The organism is Pseudomonas oryzicola (assembly GCF_014269185.2).
Lineage (GTDB): Bacteria > Pseudomonadota > Gammaproteobacteria > Pseudomonadales > Pseudomonadaceae > Aquipseudomonas > Aquipseudomonas oryzicola.
Window position 1 is genome coordinate 1,893,284 of sequence record NZ_JABWRZ020000001.1, and the last position, 17,084, is coordinate 1,910,367.

Genomic DNA, 17,084 nt, shown 5'->3' on the forward strand with positions numbered 1-17,084 from the left:
CCGCACAGCAGCTCCGTTCAGTGCCCCATCAACCAGTGCTGGTGCGGCCCAGGCAGGGTCCAGATGCCGAACAGCATCACCAGCACCCCGCCAGCCACGCGCACACTGCGCCGTTTCAACAAAGTGTTTATCCGTTCTGCCGCCAATCCGGTAGCCAGCAGCACCGGCCAGGTCCCCACCCCGAATGCCAGCATCAGTGCTGCGCTGTACCCGGCATTGCCTTGGCTGGCCGCCCACAGCAAGGTGCTGTACACCAGCCCGCACGGCAGCCATCCCCACAGCGCCCCCAGCAGCAATGCGCGCGGCAGGCTGGACACGGGTAGCAAACGCGCGGCCATGGGCTGGATATGCCGCCACAGTCCGCGGCCGAGGGCCTCGATGCGGGTCAGCCCGCTCCACCAGCCGGCCAGGTACAGCCCCATGACGATCAGCAGCAACGCCGCCACCACGCGTAGCGCCAGGGCCGCAGGGCTGCTGGCCACAGCCCAGCCGGCCAGGCCCAGAAGCAGGCCGGCACAGCCGTAACTGAGTATCCGCCCGAGGTTGTACGCCAGCAGCAGGCGCAGGCGCCGGCCGCGCTGTTCTGGGGGAATGGCCAAGGTCAGCGCGCCCATCAGGCCGCCACACATGCCCAGGCAGTGGCCACCGCCCAGCAGGCCAAGGACCAGTGCCGAGCCCAGCAGGGGAAGCAGGTCAGGCACGGGGCGGCGGTTCCTTGGCGGGAGAGGTCTGGCTGTCGTCAGGCGTCACCGCTGCCTGATGGCGCGGGTCCTGGTCGTCGAACAGGATGCTATGGGCCGGGCTTTCGAGGTCGTCGTACTGGCCGCTGTCCACCGCCCAGAAGAAGATGTACACGGCCACGCCAACCAGCAGCAGTGCCGCGGGGATCATGACATAGAGGGCGGGCATGGTGACTTACTCCCAGGCAAGGACGCTTGATGGGTGGGCGCACCCGCTGCCGGCGGCAGGCGGGTCAGGCGCAGGGCATTGAGCACCACCACCAGCGAGCTGAGCGACATGCCGATGGCCGCCCACACCGGGGTGATCCAGCCGAGCGCGGCGAACGGCAGCATGAGGCCATTATACAGGGTCGCCCACGACAGGTTCTCGAGGATGTTGCGGCGGGTGCGGCGGGCCAGCTCGAAGGCCTGTACCAGCGCCGGCAGGCGGTTGGACAGCAGTACGGCATCGGCGCTGGTCTTGGCCAGGTCCGTGGCGCTGCCCATGGCGATGCTGATGTCGGCGGCTGCCAGCACCGGCACATCGTTGACCCCGTCGCCCAGCATCAGCACCTTGCGCCCGGCTGCCTGCAACGCCTTCAGCTGGTCCAGTTTGTCGTCCGGGCGCAGGCCGCCGATGGCCTGGTCGATGCCCAGTTGTGCGGCCACTTCGGCAACCATCGGCGAGCTGTCTCCGGACAGCAGCAGCGTGCGCCAGCCGCGTGCCTTGCAAGCGGCCAGCAGGGCAGGGGCGTCATCGCGCAGGCGATCGTCCAGGCCGAACCAGGCCAGCGGCCCTTGGCGGTCGCCCAGCAGCAGCCACTGGCCGCGTGGCTCCGGCACAGCAGGGGGCTCTGCGCCGCTCAGGGCGCAGACGAAGGTGGCCTGGCCAATGCGCAGGCGCTGGCCTGCCACTTCGCCTTCCAGGCCCAGGCCCGGCACGCTCTGCACCTCGCCAGCCGGGCTGGCGCTGCGGCCGAAGGCGCGTGCGATGGGGTGTTCGGAGCGGTTTTCCAGGGCCGCAGCCAGGGCCAGGCAACGCTCGGCCGCCAGGTTGCCGAGCGGGCGGATGCTGCGCAAGGTCAGGCGGCCCTCGGTCAGCGTACCGGTCTTGTCGAAAATCACCGTGTCGATCTGGTTCAGGCCTTCCAGCACATGGCCGCGGGTGACCAGCAGGCCGAGCTTGTGCAAGGTGCCGGTGGCGGCGGTCAGGGCCGTGGGCGTGGCCAGGGACAGCGCGCAAGGGCAGGTCGCCACCAGCATGGCCAGCACGATCCAGAACGCTCGCGCCGGGTCCAGGTGCCACCACCACAGGCCGATGGCCAGGGCGGCCAGCAACGAGCACAGCAGGAACCATTGCGAGGCACGGTCGGCGATCTCGGCCAGGCGCGGTTTTTCCGTCTGCGCGCGCTCCAGCAGGCGAACGATGGCCGATAACCGCGAATCGGCACCCAGGGCCTCGACTTGCACGTTCAGGGTGCTTTCGACATTCAGCGTGCCGCCGGTGACACGATCGCCGGCGCGGCGTGGTTGCGGCAGGTATTCGCCGGTGAGCAACGATTCATCGACGCTGGAACGACCGTCGACGATGCAGCCGTCGGCAGGGATCACTGCGCCTGGCAGCACCTGAACCCGGTCGCCGCACTGCAGTTCGCTGAGCAGGATGCGCTCGCTGTGGCCGTGGGCATCCAGGCGCAGGCACGAAGCGGGCAGCAGGTTGACCAGCTGCGCAGTGGCCGCTGCCGTGCGCTCGCGGGCGCGGCGCTCCAGGTAGCGGCCGGTGAGCAGAAACAGGGCGAACATGCCCACGGTATCGAAGTACAGCTCGCCACCACCAGTGATCGCGGTCCAGATGCCGGCACCGAAGGCCAGGCCAATGGCCAGCGACACCGAAACGTCCATGGTCAGGTGACGGGTGCGCAGGTCGCGCGCGGCGCCCTTGAAGAAAGGCGCGCAGCTGTAGAAGACGATGGGGATGGTGAGAAACAGCGCCACCCACCTGAGAATGGTGTGCAGCTCGGGCGACAGGTCGATATTGAATTCTGGCCAGGTGGCCATGGTCGCCATCATCGCCTGGAACCACAGCAGCCCGGCCACGCCGAGGCGGCGCAGGGCGCTGCGGTTCTCCCGCGCCAGCTGCTCGGCGGCCTGGTCGGGCTGGTAAGGATGGGCGGCGTAGCCGATCTGGCGCAGCTCGGCGAGCAAGCGCGACAGCGGCAGTTGCTGGTCGTCCCAGTTCAGCTGCAGCCGGTGGTTGGACAGGTTCAGGCGTGCCTCGGCGACGCCGGGCAGGTTGCGCAGGTGCTTCTCGATCAGCCAGCCGCAGGCAGCGCAGCTGATGCCTTCGACCAGCAGGGTGGCCTCGGCCAGCCCGGCCTGGTGGCGGACGAAGGCCTGCTGCACGTCGTTGCGATCGTACAGGGCCAGTTCGTCCTGCAGTTGCCGGGGCAATGCCTCGGGATTGGCGCTGGTGTCGCTGCGGTGCTGGTAATAGTGCTCCAGGCCACCGGCGACGATCGACTCGGCCACCGCCTGGCAGCCGGGGCAACAGAACTGCCGGGGCTCGCCCAGTACCACGGCGGTGAAGCGGCTGCCGGCGGGGACGGGCAGGGCGCAGTGGTAGCAGGGGGTGGGTTGGGTCATGACATCATTTGCCTTACACAAATCGGCTGGTTGGGCACGGTGCCTGTGGGAGCGGCGGAGGTGCGTTTATTGGTGCTCGGCCCCCTGGAGCGCTTCATCACCCAGCTGCAAGGTCACACCATGCTCCACCTTTTCTTCCTCGAACAAGCGCCACACCTGGCCACCTTCGCTACCCAGCACTTCAACGAAACGACGCCCGTCAACCTTGTCCTCCAGCTGCCCCACATAGCGCCCGGCCTCGACCCGGCTCAGCAGCACCTTGCGGTCTTTCTCCGGCTGGGTGGGCGAAATCAGGTTCAGTTCCAGGCTCTGCGGGTCGCTGTTGCCGGCCAGGCGTACATCGACTTCGCCGGTCAGCTCATCCAGGTGCACGCTGGCTTTCAGGCCCAGGTTCTGCGCCAGCAGTTCACGGTCCAGCGAGCGGTTGATGCCCTTGCCGGCCTCGTAGTAATTGTCGTTGACCAGGTTGTCCGGGTTGCGCACGGCGATGCTGACCATGCTCAGGCTCAGGCACACCGAGGTGGCCAGGATGCCGATGATGATCCAGGGCCAGAGGTGCTTGTACCAGGGGCTGGCGGCGGTGGCAGGCATTGTCGGTTATCTCTCTCAGCGGATCTGTGGGCCGATGAAGCGGCTCTTGGCTTCAACCTGGGCGTCGCTGTCATCGGCGCTCTTGAGGATGAAGGTGACTTCGTTGGTGGTCGATGGCAGTTTCTCGGGGGAAATCGACAGTTGCACCGGCAGGCTGACGATATCGCCGGCCGCCACGCGGATCTCGCGCTGGCCTTCGAGCCTGAGGTCCGGCAGGCCGGCAGCGTCCAGCACGTAGACGTGGTCGCGCTGGTCCTTGTTCATCACCTTCAGGCTGTACACGTTCTCGATCCGGCCCTGGGCGTTTTCGCGGTACAGCACGCGGTCCTTGCTGACGTCGAAGCCGACCAGCGAACGGGTGGCGAAGGCGGTGGCCAGGCCGATGATCATGACCACCAGTACCAGCGCATAGCCGATCAGGCGCGGGCGCAACAGGTGGGTCTTCTGCCCGGACAGGTTGTGTTCGGTGGTGTAGCTGATCAGCCCGCGCGGGTAGTTCATCTTGTCCATGATGTTGTCGCAGGCATCGATGCAGGCGGCGCAGCCGATGCACTCGATCTGCAGGCCGTCGCGGATGTCGATGCCGGTAGGGCAGACCTGTACGCACATGGTGCAGTCGATGCAGTCGCCCAGGCCCTGGGCCTTGTAGTCGAGGTCCTTCTTGCGCGGGCCGCGGGTTTCGCCACGGCGCGGGTCGTAGGACACGATCAGCGTGTCCTTGTCGAACATCACGCTCTGGAAGCGCGCATAGGGGCACATGTACACGCACACCTGTTCGCGCAGCCAGCCGGCGTTGCCGTAGGTGGCGAGGGTGAAGAAACCGACCCAGAAGTAGGCCCAGCCGTCGGCCTGGCCAGTGAAGAACTCGATGGCCAGTTCGCGAATCGGCGAGAAGTAACCGACGAAGGTCATGCCGGTGACAAAACCGATCAGCAGCCACAGGCTGTGCTTGGCGAACTTGCGCAGGAACTTGTTGCCGCTCATGGGCGCCTTGTCCAGCTTCATGCGCTGGTTGCGGTCGCCCTCGGTGACCTTTTCGCACCACATGAAGATCCAGGTCCAGACACTTTGCGGGCAGGTGTAGCCACACCAGACGCGGCCGGCGAACACGGTGATGAAGAACAGGCCGAAGGCGGCGACGATGAGGATGCCCGAGAGCAGGATGAAGTCCTGCGGCCAGATGGTGGCGCCGAAGATGTAGAACTTGCGCTCGGGCAGGTTCCACCATACGGCCTGGTGGCCACCCCAGTTCAGCCAGACGGTACCGAAGTACAGCAGGAACAGTACGGCACCGCCGGCCATGCGCAGGCGCCGGAACAGGCCGGTGAAGGCGCGGGTGTAGATCTTTTCCCGGGAGGCGTAGAGGTCGACGGAGTCCTTGCCCTTGTTGGCAGGCGGGGTGACGTCATGTACCGGAATTTGCTTGCTCATCATCAAGTCCCACGGCAGTGGAAAAACGCCGCGGCCAGTGCGTGCCGGCCGCAGTCTGGCGCAATCTGCTAGCGCTCTGCGGCCCATGATACGCCGCTGATGGCAGTATGGGGTCGCACTGCGACCTTTAGTCGCGTTGGGTTCGTGGTATGAATCGTGTTATGGCGGGTGTCAATTGATCCAGGTCATCTGGTGTTGCTTTTGCTGGCCTCATCGCGGATGAATCCGCTCCTACAGGAACCGCATGTGTGTGTAGGAGCGGATTTATCCGCGAGAGGCCAGGCCTGCCTTACTCGGCCTGCTGGGCCGGTTCGGGCTGCTGCGACAGGCTATACACATAAGCCGCCAGCAAGTGCACCTTGTCGTTACCCTGCAGCTGCTGCTGGGCCGGCATCTGCCCCTGGCGGCCATAGCGGATGGTCTGCTGCAACTGAGCGAAGCTCGAGCCGTAGATGAATGCCTGCGGGTGGGTCAGGTTCGGCGCGCCCATGGCTGGCGTGCCCTTGCCTTCAGGGCCATGGCAGGCCACGCAGTTGGCGGCGAAGATCTTCTGCCCGTTCTCGGCGTCGGCCTTCACGCCTTCCGGCAGCGTACGGCCATCGAGCTTGGTGATGACGAATGCGGCCACATCGGCCACGCCCTGCTCGCCGATCACTTCGGCCCAGGCCGGCATCACGCCATGACGGCCGCCCATGATGGTGGTCTTGATGGTGTCCGGCTCGCCGCCCCAGCGCCAGTCGTTATCGGTCAGGTTGGGGAAGCCATAGGCACCCTTGGCGTCGGAGCCGTGGCACACCGAGCAGTTGGAGGCGAACAGTCGTGCGCCCATTTTCAGCGCCTGTGGGTCCTTGGCCACTTCCTCGATGGGCATGGCCGCGAACTTGGCGAAGATCGGCCCGAAGCGGGCGTCGGCCTTGGCCATTTCCTTTTCCCATTCGTGCACGCCTGTCCAGCCCGCCTGGCCGTTGGAAAACTCGGTCTGTTTATCGTTGTCCAGGTACGAGTAGCCCGGCAGCACGCCTTTCCAGTTGCCCAGGCCGGGGTACAGCACCAGGTAGCCCAGGGCGAAGACGATGGTGCCGACGAACAGCCAGAACCACCATTTTGGCAGTGGGTTGTCGTATTCCTCGATGCCATCGAAGGCATGCCCGACGGTTTCGTCGGTAACCTCTTCGCGCTGGCCCTTGCGGGTCGACAGCAGCAGCCAGGTCAACGAGAAGATGGTGCCCAGGGTCAGGACGGTAACGTACAGACTCCAGAAGGTTGTCATTGTTGTTTGCTCCCAGAAGCTTTTGCGTGCTCTTGCTCGACGTGGCGGCAGGCGGTGGGGTCATCCGCGAAGGGCAGTTGGGTCGCTTCGTCGAAGTCCTTTTTCCGCCGTGGGCTGAACACCCACAGTGCCAGGCCCACGAACGCCACCATCACCACGACGGTGCCCAGGCCGCGAATCATCCCGATATCCATCAGCCTCACCGTTTGCTCTTGATGATGGTGCCAAGACCCTGCAGGTACGCGACGATGGCGTCCATTTCGGTCTTGCCCTTGACCGCGTCGCTGGCCCCGGCGATGTCGGCGTCGGTGTAAGGCACGCCGAGGGTGCGCAGCACTTCCATCTTCTTCGCGGTGTCCTTGCCGTCGAGCTTGTGCTCGACCAGCCACGGGTAGGACGGCATCTTCGATTCAGGTACCACGTTGCGCGGGTTGTACAGGTGCGCCCGGTGCCAGTCATCCGAGTAGCGGCCACCGACCCGGGCCAGGTCCGGCCCGGTACGCTTGGAACCCCACAGGAACGGGTGGTCCCACACGCTTTCGCCGGCCACCGAGTAGTGGCCGTAGCGCTCGGTTTCGGCGCGGAACGGGCGGATCATCTGCGAGTGGCAACCCACGCAGCCTTCGCGGATGTAGATGTCGCGGCCTTCAAGCTCCAGCGCGGTGCGCGGCTTCATGCCTTCCACGGGTTTGTTGGTGACGTCCTGGAAAAACAGCGGGACGATCTGGGTCAGGCCACCGATACTGACGGCGATGACCATGAAGAAGGCCAGCAGGCCTATGTTCTTCTCGACGGCTTCATGCTTCATCAGTGCGCTCCCACGACGACGATCTTGGCGGCTTCCTCTGCCTGTGCCGGGTTGGCGGCACGGACGGTACGCAGCACGTTGTAGGCCATCAGCAGCATGCCGCTGGCGAAGAACGCACCGCCCAGGGCGCGGACGATATAGCCAGGGTGGCTGGCCTGCAGGGCTTCGACGAAGGAGTAGGTGAGGGTGCCGTCATCGTTGATGGCGCGCCACATCAGGCCCTGGGTGATGCCGTTGACCCACATCGAGGCGATGTACAGCACGGTACCGATGGTGGCCAGCCAGAAGTGCGCGTTGATCAGGCCGACGCTGTGCATCTGCTCGCGGCCATACAGGCGCGGGATCATGTGGTACACGGCACCGATCGAGATCATCGCCACCCAGCCGAGGGCGCCGGCGTGCACGTGGCCGATGGTCCAGTCGGTGTAGTGCGACAGCGAGTTCACGGTCTTGATGGCCATCATCGGGCCTTCGAAGGTGGACATGCCGTAGAACGCCAGCGACACCACCAGGAAGCGCAGGATCGGGTCGGTGCGCAGTTTGTGCCAGGCGCCGGACAGGGTCATCATGCCGTTGATCATGCCGCCCCAGCTCGGTGCCAGCAGGATGATCGACATCACCATGCCCAGCGACTGTGCCCAGTCGGGCAGGGCGGTGTAGTGCAGGTGGTGCGGGCCGGCCCAGATGTACAGGGTGATCAGCGCCCAGAAGTGCACGATCGACAGGCGATACGAGTAGATCGGCCGCTCGGCCTGCTTGGGCACGAAGTAGTACATCATGCCGAGGAAGCCGGTGGTGAGGAAGAAGCCCACCGCGTTGTGGCCGTACCACCACTGGATCATCGCATCAGTGGCCCCGGAGTAGGCCGAGTACGACTTGAACAGGCTCACCGGCAGCGAGATGTGGTTGACGATGTGCAGCATCGCGGTGACCACGATGAAGGCGCCGTAGAACCAGTTACCGACATAGATGTGCTTGGTCTTGCGCTTGACGATGGTGCCGAAGAACACCAGCCCGTAGGTGACCCAGACGATCGCCAGCAGGATCGCCAGCGGCCACTCGAGCTCGGCGTATTCCTTGGTGGTGGTGTAGCCCATCGGCAGGGTGATCAGCGCACCGACGATCACTGCCTGCCAACCCCAGAAGGTGAAGGCGGCCATGCTGTCGGAGATCAGCCGGGTCTGGCAGGTGCGCTGCACCACGTAGTAGCTGGTGCCGAACAGCGCACAGCCCCCGAAGGCGAAGATCACCAGGTTGGTGTGCAGCGGGCGCAGGCGGCCGAAACTGGTCCAGGGCAGGTCCAGGTTCAGTTGCGGCCACACCAGCTGCGAGGCGATGAAGACGCCGAGGCCCATGCCAAGGATCCCCCAGACCACCGTCATGATGGCGAACTGGCGGACGACCTTGTAGTTATAAGCAGTCGGACTGATTGCTGTGCTCATTGCTAAGGTTCCACGGTTTTGATGTTCTTGTTGGTCGAAAATCGGCGCCAGTATTGATAACCACCGGGGTTACCGCAACGCAACTTTGGTACGCCGACCCGTGCCCGAGCCCGTCAACTGATGTCCCGCAGTAATCGGACCTGATCGATTGTACACAAATAAATATTTGTAATGTGTACCGTTTTTCATATTTTTCTGATCGATCGGTCAGGCTTTTGTCGGGGCGGCGACAGGCCATGCGCCGCGTCTGCTCCGGTGCTTTCGCAGCGAAGCCCACTGAGGCAACAAGCTTAGTTCTGTTCGGAGGGGGTGCAAGGGGAGGGGTAGGGCTGGCAGGGTGCCGGGGAACGCAGCTGGAGGGTTTGATTTTTGCGGGGAGGCAGATATCGAGCGCCGCCCGCGCGGCGCATCGCGGATGAATCCGCTCCTACAGCCATGGCAGGCGACCATGGCACAACAGGTTCGGCACGTTGCAACTGTAGGAGCGGATTCATCCGCGATGCGCCGCGCGGGCGGCCCTCGATCTCACAGGCGCCGAATTTCTCTCGGCGAACTCACTTGGCAGTCACGGTTTCGCCAGCTGCATCCTGCGACAGGCTATACACATAGGCCGCCAGCAGGTGCACCTTGTCGTTGCCCTGGATCTCTGCCTGCGCCGGCATCTGACCCTGGCGACCATAACGAATGGTCTGCTGCAACTGGGCAAAGCTCGAACCATAGATGAACGCCTGCGGGTGGGTCAGGTTTGGCGCGCCCATGGCCGGGGTACCCTGGCCTTCAGGCCCGTGGCAAGCCACGCAATTGGCGGCGAAGATAGCCTTGCCTTTGGCAGCGTCGGCCTTGACCCCTTCTGGCAGGCTGCGGTGACCGAGGTCGGTCAGCACGAACGCAGCCACATCCGCCACGCCCTGCTCGCCGATCACTTCGGCCCAGGCCGGCATCACGCCGTGGCGGCCGTTCATGATCGTAGCCTTGATGGTTTCCGCGTCGCCACCCCAGCGCCAGTCCCGGTCGGTGAGGTTGGGGAAGCCATAGGCACCCTTGGCGTCGGAGCCGTGGCACACCGAACAGTTGGAAGCGAACAGGCGGCTGCCCATTTTCAGGGCCTGTGGGTCCCTGGCGACTTCTTCCACGGGCATGGCGGCGTATTTGGCGAAGATCGGGCCGAATTTGGCGTCGGCCTTGGCCATTTCCTTCTGCCACTCGTTGGCACCGGTCCAGCCATTCTCGTAACCCGGCAGGATGCCCTTCCAGTTGCCCAGGCCCGGATAGAGGATCAGGTAGCCGACCGAGAACACCAGGGTGCCGACGAACAGCCAGAACCACCACTTGGGCAGCGGGTTGTCGTACTCTTCGATGCCGTCGAAGCTGTGGCCCATGGTCTGGTCCGTGGTGCTGTTGCTCTGCCCCTTGCGGGTGCCAAGCAACAGCCAGGTCAGGCCGATCAGGCTGCCGATGGTCAGTACGCTGATGTAGGTACTCCAGAAGGTGGTCATTGCCCATTGCTCCTTACAGCAGGTTCCTGCCCGGCAGGGGGCAGGCGGTCGTCGACGAAGGGCAGCAGCCGCGCTTCGGCGAAATCACGGTCGCGGCGGTGGTTGAATACCCACAGGGTGAGGCCGATGAAGGCGACCATCACCACCAGGGTACCGAGGCCGCGGATCATGCCGATGTCCATTTCCATCGCACTCACCTCTTGTTCTTGATCGCGGTGCCGAGCACCTGCAGGTAGGCGACCAGGGCGTCCATCTCGGTCTTGCCCTTGACCGCATCGCGGGCCCCGGCGATGTCGTCGTCGCTGTACGGCACGCCGAGGGTGCGCAGGGTGCGCATCTTGGTGTCGGTGTGGCTGTTGTCGACCGGCTGCGCCACCAGCCACGGGTACGAAGGCATCTTCGACTCCGGCACCACGTTGCGCGGGTTGTACAGGTGCGCGCGGTGCCAGTCGTCCGAGTAGCGGCCGCCGACCCGGGCCAGGTCCGGCCCGGTACGCTTTGAGCCCCACAGGAACGGGTGGTCCCACACACTTTCGCCGGCTACCGAGTAGTGGCCGTAGCGCTCGGTCTCGGCGCGGAACGGGCGGATCATCTGCGAGTGGCAGCCCACGCAGCCTTCGCGGATGTAGATGTCGCGGCCTTCCAGCTGCAGCGCGGTGTAGGGCTTCATGCCTTCCACCGGCTTGTTGGTGACGTCCTGGAAGAACAGCGGGACGATCTGGGTCAGGCCGCCGATACTGACGGCGAACACCATCAGCAGGGCCAGCAGGCCGACGTTTTTCTCGATGACTTCATGTTTCATCAGGCAGGTCTCCTCAAGCCAGCTGGGCGTTCGCAGGGGCGACATCGAGCGCCGGCGAACGCACGGTGCGCCAGGTGTTCCAGGCCATCAGGAACATGCCGCTGAGGAAGATCGCACCGCCGACGAAGCGCACGATGAAGCCTGGGTGGCTGGCCACCAGGGTTTCCACGAACGAATAGGTAAGCGTGCCGTCGCTGTTGACCGCGCGCCACATCAGGCCCTGGGCGATACCGTTGACCCACATCGAGGCGATGTACAGCACGGTGCCGATGGTGGCCAGCCAGAAGTGCGCGTTGATCAGGCCGATGCTGTACATGCGCTCCTTGCCGAACACTTTCGGGATGGTGTGGTACAGGGCACCGATCGAGATCATTGCCACCCAGCCGAGGGCGCCGGCGTGTACGTGGCCGATGGTCCAGTCGGTGTAGTGGGACAGGGCGTTGACTGTCTTGATGGCCATCATCGGGCCTTCGAAGGTGGACATGCCGTAGAACGCCAGCGACACCACCAGGAAGCGCAGGATCGGATCGCTGCGCAGTTTGTGCCAGGCGCCGGACAGGGTCATCATGCCGTTGATCATGCCGCCCCAGCTCGGTGCCAGCAGGATCAGCGACATCACCATGCCCAGCGACTGTGCCCAGTCGGGCAGGGCGGTGTAGTGCAGGTGGTGCGGGCCGGCCCAGATGTACAGGGTGATCAGCGCCCAGAAGTGCACGATCGACAGGCGATAGGAGTACACCGGGCGTTCGGCCTGCTTGGGCACGTAGTAGTACATCATCCCCAGGAAGCCAGCAGTGAGGAAGAAGCCCACCGCGTTGTGGCCATACCACCACTGCACCATGGCGTCGGTGGCGCCGGCATAGACCGAGTACGACTTGGTCAGGCTGACCGGCAATTCCAGGTTGTTGACCACGTGCAGCATCGCCACGGTCAGGATGAAGCCGCCGAAGAACCAGTTACCGACGTAGATGTGCTTGGTGTTGCGCTTCATCAGCGTGCCGAAGAACACGATGGCGTAGCTTACCCAGACGATGGTGATCAGGATGTCGATCGGCCATTCCAGTTCGGCGTATTCCTTGGAACTGGTGTAGCCCAGCGGCAAACTGATGGCCGCCAGCAGGATCACCAGTTGCCAGCCCCAGAAGGTGAACGCCGCCAGGCCCGGTGCGAACAGGGTGGTCTGGCAGGTGCGTTGCACCGAATAATAGGAGGTGGCGAACAGCGCACAGCCGCCGAAGGCGAAGATCACCGCATTGGTATGCAGGGGACGCAGGCGGCCGAAGCTGGTCCAGGGGAGGTCGAAGTTGAGGAAAGGCCAGGCGAGCTGGGCGGCGATGAAGACGCCGAGCCCCATCCCGACGATTCCCCACACCACCGTCATGATGGCGAATTGGCGGACCACCTTGTAGTTATAGGCGGTACTGCTGGTTGTGTTCATGTATGGGTTCCCATCCACGGTTATTTGGCAGGCTTTACAGCGAGGCAAGCATGATTAATGGGCAAAGTGCCGGTATTGACGGGGATCAATGGGCGAAGGTCGGAAATGTCCCAGGCTTGCGCTGCGATCCTCCGCAGGTGCAAGGCAACGACGGCCACAAGGGCTGCCTGATCCTGGCCCACGGCGCAGGTGCTCCGATGGACAGCGGGTTCATGGAGGAAATCGCGCGAAGGCTCGCGGCGCTTGGGGTAGCGGTGGTGCGCTTCGAATTCCCGTACATGGCCGAGCGCAGGGCAGGGGGTGGCAAGCGGCCGCCGAACCCGCAGAAGGTGCTACTCGAATGCTGGCGCGAGGTGTACCGGCAGGTGCGACCTTTGGTCACGGGCAAGTTGGCCGTGGGTGGCAAGTCCATGGGCGGGCGCATGGCCAGCCTGGTGGCCGACGCGTTGGGGGTGGATGCGCTGGTATGCCTGGGCTACCCGTTCCATGCGGTGGGCAAGCCGGAAAAGCCACGGGTGGAGCACTTGGCCGAACTGAAGACGCCGACGTTGATCGTACAGGGTGAGCGGGATGCACTGGGCAATCGCGAGACGGTGGCTGGCTATGTGCTGTCGCCGGCCATCGAGGTGAGCTGGCTAGTGGCGGGGGACCATGACCTGAAGCCGCTGAAGGCCTCGGGCTTCAGCCATGAGCAGCATTTGCAGGCGGCGGCCGAAAAGGTTGCAGCGTTTCTGGCGCGATAGCGCCGGGGTCTTCGCGGGCAAGCCCGCGAAGGGGGCGGAGCAGGCTGGCGCTTAGTCGCGGTACTCGCACAGGTAGGCGGTATCCACCTTCACCTGCAGCTGGAACTTGCTGTCGGCCGGCACGTTGAATTTGTCGCCGGCGTTGAAAGTTTCCCAGTTGTCGCTACCCGGCAGTTTCACGGTCAGCGCACCCGACACCACGTGCATGATCTCGCGCTTGGCGGTACCGAACTCGTATTCGCCCGGGGCCATCACACCGACAGTGGCCGGGCCTTCTTCGCCAGCGAAGGCGATCGACTTGACGGTGCCGTTGAAGTACTCGTTGACCTTGAACATGGGCGACTCCTGAAAAGGGGATGGAAAAGGGCTGGCCAGTATGCCCAAGCCCACAAGCCCCGTCATCTGCTTTCAGGGGCCGTTGGCGGGAAGGCTCAAGGGCAGCAGCCGTGCGGTATTGCGCGCATCTTCCAGGGCCCGGTGCTGCTGCCCGCAAAAGTGCATGCCGGCCAGTTGCAGGGCACCGTTCAGGCCGGTTGGGCGCTGCAGGTGACGGGCCTTGGCGAAGCGTTGCTTGAGGTTGATGTGCGGCAGGGTCTGCAGCAGGCTGTCCAGCCCATGCTGCTGCCATTCCAGGTGCAACTGCTGGCGGTCGTAGTCGCCCCAGCTGACCCAGGCCTGCAGCTGCCCACGGTGATGCCCGAGCCAGCGCTCGAAACTTGCCCACACTTCGTGGAAGGGGGCGGCACTGTCCACGCTGGCCTGGCTGATGTGCGTCAGTTCGCGGCAGAACGGGGTGAGCTGTGGCCGCCGACGGGGCTTCACGAAGCGCTGGAAGTGGTCGACTTCGCGGCCTTCGCGGGTAACCAGGCTTGCGCCGATTTCAATGACTTCCATCTCTGTGACCGGCCACCCACCCACATCGGTGGTGGCTTCCAGGTCGATCACCAACCACTGGCCCATACCAGGCTCCCTTGCAGATCCTGCTAGAGCGTAGCCAAACTCTGCGCATCCGGCACCCCCTGGCAATTTGCCCCCGGCTTTGGCACCAGAACAGCGCAAGCGACAGTTGTATCCGACCGGGAAAACGCCTAGCTTAGGCGGACCCAGGCATGAACCGTATGAGTGTCCGTCTTGATTCCTGCGCCCCGCCTCAAGGCCTTTTCCACACTGATGCTGCTGGCCGTGTTCTGGCTGGCGGCGCCCGCCTGGGCGGTTGACGCCATCGAAGTCAAGGTCGGCGCGGCACATTTTCCGCCTTACACGGTGCGCCCCGAGCAGGGTGCCGACACTGGCCTGCTGCCGCAGCTGGTCGATGCGCTGAACCGCGCGCAGCAGCAATACCGCTTTGTCCTGGTGCCTACGTCGATCCAGCGGCGTTTTGGTGATTTCCAGCAAGGCCGTACCGACATGGCCATTTTCGAGAACCCGCAATGGGGCTGGCAGCAGATTGCCCACCAGACCGTGGACATGGGCCTGGAAGATGCCGAAGTATTCGTCGCCCGCCAGGCCAATGGCCGTGATCAGCATTACTTCGACGACCTGCGCGGCAAGCGCCTGGCGCTGTTCAACGGTTATCACTATGCCTTCGCCGGCTTCAACCCGGACCCGGACTACCTGCGCAAGACCTACAACGCGACCCTGACCTATTCGCATGACAGCAACCTGTTGATGGTGCAGGCCGGGCGTGCCGACATTGCCCTGGTCACGCGGTCCTACCTCAGCGATTTCCTGGCGCGCAACCCGGCCAGCCGCGAGCAGCTGTTGCCTTCGCAGCGCATTGACCAGGTCTACCACCACTACGCCTTGCTGCGCCCTGGCGCACCGATCGGCGAGCAGTCGTTCGCGACGCTGCTGCGCGGCCTGCGCGACAGCGGCGAACTGGCGCGTATCTTCGAGCCCTACCGCATCACGCTGGTCCCCACGCGCGACTAAATTACCGCCAGGTGGCAACGTTTTCAGCAGTGAGCCTTTTTCTTCATTGCCGTGAGCCAAGCCCATGCCGTTCAATGCCGCTTCGCAGCCCCATTCAGCGCCGCGCTGGCGCAGCCTCAGTGCCGAGGAGGGAGACAGCTGGTTGAGCCTGTCCCTCGAAGGCCGCCCGTTGATCCGCTTGCGCCTTGAGGCTGGCGCAACCTTGCATCTTTACCCCGGACACGTGTGCCCGCAGCGCCCCGAGCAGGCTTTGTGGGCTGCCTGCTATTGGTTGTTGTCCCGCGATAGCGCTTGCCAGCGCCTGGCCTGGCACCTGCCAGAGGTACCTGTGCAGGCGTTGCTCAGCGGCCTGCTGCTGGCCACCGAGCAACCTGGCCAGTACCTGTGCGAGCGCGCGCTGTTCTGGCAGTTGCCACAACCCTGGCTGGGCGAGTCGGGCCGTGTGGCGTATCCGCAGCAGATGCAGTTCAGCAACGGCAAGCGCCATCCGCGCCGCGCGCCCAAACCCCGTGGCGAGGTGTACCGGCGTTTCGATGCGCGCCTGGGCAGTTGGGTGTCGTTGCGCACCCTGGAGATCGAGGCGGACCTGGAGCGCTTCAACCGCTGGCAGAACAATCCGCGCGTGGAGGCGTTCTGGCAGGAGGGTGGCACGCTGGCGCAGCACCGCGAGTACCTCGGCAAGCTCCAGGCCGACCCGCATAGCCTGACCCTGATCGGCTGCTTCGACGATGAGCCGTTTGCCTATTTTGAAGCCTACTGGGCCAAGGAAGACCGCATTGCGCCGTTCTACCCGGCCGAGGACTACGACCGCGGTATCCACATGCTGGTGGGAGAGGAGCGCCATCGCGGGCCGCACAAGGTGGCCAGCTGGCTCTCGGCACTGGTGCACTACCTGTTCCTCGACGACCCTCGTACCCAGCGGGTGGTGGCCGAGCCACGTGCCGACAACGCCAGGATGATCGGCTATATGCATGACCAGTGCTTCCATTGCGACAAGGAGTTCGACTTCCCGCACAAACGGGCGGCGCTGATGATTCTGGGGCGGGAGCGGTTTTTCGATAGCTGTAAATTGGTCTGAGGGCCCGAGGGGCGTGAAGCGCCCCGGCATGCTCAAGGTTGGTGTCTCAGGCCTGGCGACCGGCCATCTTGCGGCAATGCACCAGTGCATCGCGGATCATGAAATTGACCAGCGTCGGCGACACACCCAGTTCCTTGGCAATGTCCTTCTGCGGCACCCCGTGCAGGCGGTACATCTCGAAGGCATAGCGGGTGCGCTGTGGCAGTTGGCTCAGCGCCTCGGCAATATCATCCAGCGCGGCCAGGTTGATGTGGGTGGCCTCAGGCGAGGCATTCTGCACCACCACATTCAGGCCTTCCTCCTCGCTGCCTGAGTACTTCAGCTCCATCGCCTGCTTGCGGTAGTGGTCGATGGCCAGGTTGCGCACGATCTGGAACAGGTAGCTCAACTGCGCCTTGAACGACGAGGTGATCTGTGGGGCGGCGCTGAGCCGGAAAAAGGCATCCTGCACCACATCTTCGGCGCGCGACCGGCAGCCGGTAATGCGCGCGGCGATCTTGACCAGGATGCTGCGATTGTCGACGAAGGCCTGCAGTAATGGTGAATCGCACTTACTTGTGGATAGTTGTTCCGCCATGGAAATCACCTTGTCACAGAGGGGAAAGGAGGCTTCCAGCTGTGGGAAGCTTCCTATGACGTGCGACAACCTATTCATAGTGATAATAATTGTCAAATGAGAAATGTAATTATT

19 protein-coding genes are annotated in these 17,084 nt (G+C 64.2%); 3 read left to right on the forward strand and 16 right to left on the reverse strand.

Annotated features, from left to right (window positions below):
- Positions 1 to 17: 17 nt before the first annotated feature.
- From HU760_RS08585 to ccoN (HU760_RS08645), 13 genes are all read right to left on the reverse strand, one after another.
- Positions 18 to 701, reverse strand: a complete 684-nt coding sequence (locus tag HU760_RS08585; RefSeq protein ID WP_186674836.1) for a sulfite exporter TauE/SafE family protein — start codon at positions 699 to 701, stop codon at positions 18 to 20.
- On the reverse strand, positions 694 to 909 hold the full coding sequence (ccoS, locus tag HU760_RS08590; RefSeq protein WP_186674835.1) for a cbb3-type cytochrome oxidase assembly protein CcoS: 216 nt from the start codon (positions 907 to 909) through the stop codon (positions 694 to 696). The genes HU760_RS08585 and ccoS overlap by 8 nt, the downstream gene beginning before the upstream one ends.
- Positions 888 to 3,362 (reverse strand): heavy metal translocating P-type ATPase, encoded by a 2,475-nt coding sequence (locus HU760_RS08595; RefSeq protein ID WP_186674834.1) that lies wholly within the window; start codon positions 3,360 to 3,362, stop codon positions 888 to 890. Before HU760_RS08595 ends, ccoS begins: the two co-directional genes overlap by 22 nt.
- 66 nt (positions 3,363 to 3,428) lie before the next feature.
- Positions 3,429 to 3,953: a FixH family protein gene (locus tag HU760_RS08600; RefSeq protein ID WP_186674833.1), complete on the reverse strand. Its 525-nt coding sequence runs from the start codon at positions 3,951 to 3,953 to the stop codon at positions 3,429 to 3,431.
- A gap of 15 nt (positions 3,954 to 3,968) precedes the next feature.
- Positions 3,969 to 5,384, reverse strand: coding sequence for a cytochrome c oxidase accessory protein CcoG (gene ccoG, locus HU760_RS08605; protein WP_186674832.1), 1,416 nt, complete (start codon positions 5,382 to 5,384; stop codon positions 3,969 to 3,971).
- 289 nt (positions 5,385 to 5,673) lie between these two features.
- Complete coding sequence (gene ccoP, locus HU760_RS08610; protein ID WP_186674831.1) at positions 5,674 to 6,654, reverse strand: cytochrome-c oxidase, cbb3-type subunit III; 981 nt, start codon at positions 6,652 to 6,654, stop codon at positions 5,674 to 5,676.
- Entirely contained in the window at positions 6,651 to 6,848 is a 198-nt protein-coding gene (locus tag HU760_RS08615) for a cbb3-type cytochrome oxidase subunit 3 (protein ID WP_186674830.1), read from the reverse strand. Before HU760_RS08615 ends, ccoP (HU760_RS08610) begins: the two co-directional genes overlap by 4 nt.
- Before the next feature lie 5 nt (positions 6,849 to 6,853).
- Positions 6,854 to 7,462: a cytochrome-c oxidase, cbb3-type subunit II gene (gene ccoO, locus HU760_RS08620; RefSeq protein WP_114170174.1), complete on the reverse strand. Its 609-nt coding sequence runs from the start codon at positions 7,460 to 7,462 to the stop codon at positions 6,854 to 6,856.
- Positions 7,462 to 8,904 carry a cytochrome-c oxidase, cbb3-type subunit I gene (gene ccoN, locus HU760_RS08625; protein ID WP_170030923.1) on the reverse strand — a complete coding sequence of 481 codons (1,443 nt, stop codon included), beginning with the start codon at positions 8,902 to 8,904 and terminating at the stop codon, positions 7,462 to 7,464. The genes ccoO (HU760_RS08620) and ccoN (HU760_RS08625) overlap by 1 nt, the downstream gene beginning before the upstream one ends.
- Positions 8,905 to 9,458: 554 nt before the next feature.
- A complete protein-coding gene (gene ccoP / locus HU760_RS08630) occupies positions 9,459 to 10,400 on the reverse strand; it encodes a cytochrome-c oxidase, cbb3-type subunit III (RefSeq protein WP_186674829.1) in 942 nt (313 codons plus the stop codon).
- Entirely contained in the window at positions 10,397 to 10,588 is a 192-nt protein-coding gene (locus HU760_RS08635) for a cbb3-type cytochrome oxidase subunit 3 (protein WP_186674862.1), read from the reverse strand. The genes ccoP (HU760_RS08630) and HU760_RS08635 overlap by 4 nt, the downstream gene beginning before the upstream one ends.
- 5 nt (positions 10,589 to 10,593) lie before the next feature.
- On the reverse strand, positions 10,594 to 11,202 hold the full coding sequence (ccoO, locus tag HU760_RS08640; RefSeq protein ID WP_186674828.1) for a cytochrome-c oxidase, cbb3-type subunit II: 609 nt from the start codon (positions 11,200 to 11,202) through the stop codon (positions 10,594 to 10,596).
- 13 nt (positions 11,203 to 11,215) lie between these two features.
- Positions 11,216 to 12,640, reverse strand: a complete 1,425-nt coding sequence (gene ccoN, locus HU760_RS08645; RefSeq protein WP_186674827.1) for a cytochrome-c oxidase, cbb3-type subunit I — start codon at positions 12,638 to 12,640, stop codon at positions 11,216 to 11,218.
- A 50-nt stretch (positions 12,641 to 12,690) separates the two neighbouring features.
- Here ccoN (HU760_RS08645) and HU760_RS08650 point away from each other — a divergent pair, with 50 nt between their 5' ends.
- Positions 12,691 to 13,383, forward strand: a complete 693-nt coding sequence (locus HU760_RS08650) for an alpha/beta family hydrolase (protein ID WP_186674826.1) — start codon at positions 12,691 to 12,693, stop codon at positions 13,381 to 13,383.
- A gap of 51 nt (positions 13,384 to 13,434) precedes the next feature.
- Here the strand turns inward: HU760_RS08650 and ppnP are convergent, their stop codons facing one another.
- Both ppnP and HU760_RS08660 read right to left on the reverse strand, forming a co-directional pair.
- Positions 13,435 to 13,719 carry a pyrimidine/purine nucleoside phosphorylase gene (ppnP, locus tag HU760_RS08655; protein ID WP_054884096.1) on the reverse strand — a complete coding sequence of 95 codons (285 nt, stop codon included), beginning with the start codon at positions 13,717 to 13,719 and terminating at the stop codon, positions 13,435 to 13,437.
- A 72-nt stretch (positions 13,720 to 13,791) separates the two neighbouring features.
- Positions 13,792 to 14,343, reverse strand: coding sequence for a 3'-5' exonuclease (locus tag HU760_RS08660; RefSeq protein WP_186674825.1), 552 nt, complete (start codon positions 14,341 to 14,343; stop codon positions 13,792 to 13,794).
- A 171-nt stretch (positions 14,344 to 14,514) separates the two neighbouring features.
- On the opposite strand from HU760_RS08660, the gene HU760_RS08665 reads away from it, so the two are divergent.
- Entirely contained in the window at positions 14,515 to 15,315 is an 801-nt protein-coding gene (locus tag HU760_RS08665; protein ID WP_186674861.1) for a substrate-binding periplasmic protein, read from the forward strand.
- Positions 15,316 to 15,379: 64 nt separating this feature from the next.
- Complete coding sequence (locus HU760_RS08670) at positions 15,380 to 16,393, forward strand: GNAT family N-acetyltransferase (protein ID WP_186674824.1); 1,014 nt, start codon at positions 15,380 to 15,382, stop codon at positions 16,391 to 16,393.
- 46 nt (positions 16,394 to 16,439) lie between these two features.
- Here HU760_RS08670 and HU760_RS08675 read toward each other — a convergent pair whose 3' ends face one another.
- Positions 16,440 to 16,970: an RNA polymerase factor sigma-70 gene (locus HU760_RS08675; RefSeq protein ID WP_186674823.1), complete on the reverse strand. Its 531-nt coding sequence runs from the start codon at positions 16,968 to 16,970 to the stop codon at positions 16,440 to 16,442.
- Between the last annotated feature and the right edge of the window lie 114 nt (positions 16,971 to 17,084).

Excerpts from the sequence above, each read along its gene's own strand:
- HU760_RS08650 (WP_186674826.1), top strand. The coding sequence starts at position 12,691 with ATGATTAATGGGCAAAGTGCCGGTATTGACGGGGATCAATGGGCGAAG.
- HU760_RS08595 (WP_186674834.1), bottom strand. The coding sequence starts at position 3,362 with ATGACCCAACCCACCCCCTGCTACCACTGCGCCCTGCCCGTCCCCGCC.
- ccoS (WP_186674835.1), bottom strand. The coding sequence starts at position 909 with ATGCCCGCCCTCTATGTCATGATCCCCGCGGCACTGCTGCTGGTTGGC.
- ccoO (WP_186674828.1), bottom strand. The coding sequence starts at position 11,202 with ATGAAACATGAAGTCATCGAGAAAAACGTCGGCCTGCTGGCCCTGCTG.
- ppnP (WP_054884096.1), bottom strand. The coding sequence starts at position 13,719 with ATGTTCAAGGTCAACGAGTACTTCAACGGCACCGTCAAGTCGATCGCC.
- HU760_RS08635 (WP_186674862.1), bottom strand. The coding sequence starts at position 10,588 with ATGGAAATGGACATCGGCATGATCCGCGGCCTCGGTACCCTGGTGGTG.
- HU760_RS08675 (WP_186674823.1), bottom strand. The coding sequence starts at position 16,970 with ATGGCGGAACAACTATCCACAAGTAAGTGCGATTCACCATTACTGCAG.
- ccoO (WP_114170174.1), bottom strand. The coding sequence starts at position 7,462 with ATGAAGCATGAAGCCGTCGAGAAGAACATAGGCCTGCTGGCCTTCTTC.
- ccoN (WP_186674827.1), bottom strand. The coding sequence starts at position 12,640 with ATGAACACAACCAGCAGTACCGCCTATAACTACAAGGTGGTCCGCCAA.
- ccoN (WP_170030923.1), bottom strand. The coding sequence starts at position 8,904 with ATGAGCACAGCAATCAGTCCGACTGCTTATAACTACAAGGTCGTCCGC.
- ccoP (WP_186674831.1), bottom strand. The coding sequence starts at position 6,654 with ATGACAACCTTCTGGAGTCTGTACGTTACCGTCCTGACCCTGGGCACC.
- ccoG (WP_186674832.1), bottom strand. The coding sequence starts at position 5,384 with ATGAGCAAGCAAATTCCGGTACATGACGTCACCCCGCCTGCCAACAAG.
- HU760_RS08660 (WP_186674825.1), bottom strand. The coding sequence starts at position 14,343 with ATGGGCCAGTGGTTGGTGATCGACCTGGAAGCCACCACCGATGTGGGT.
- HU760_RS08615 (WP_186674830.1), bottom strand. The coding sequence starts at position 6,848 with ATGGATATCGGGATGATTCGCGGCCTGGGCACCGTCGTGGTGATGGTG.
- ccoP (WP_186674829.1), bottom strand. The coding sequence starts at position 10,400 with ATGACCACCTTCTGGAGTACCTACATCAGCGTACTGACCATCGGCAGC.
- HU760_RS08600 (WP_186674833.1), bottom strand. The coding sequence starts at position 3,953 with ATGCCTGCCACCGCCGCCAGCCCCTGGTACAAGCACCTCTGGCCCTGG.
- HU760_RS08670 (WP_186674824.1), top strand. The coding sequence starts at position 15,380 with ATGCCGTTCAATGCCGCTTCGCAGCCCCATTCAGCGCCGCGCTGGCGC.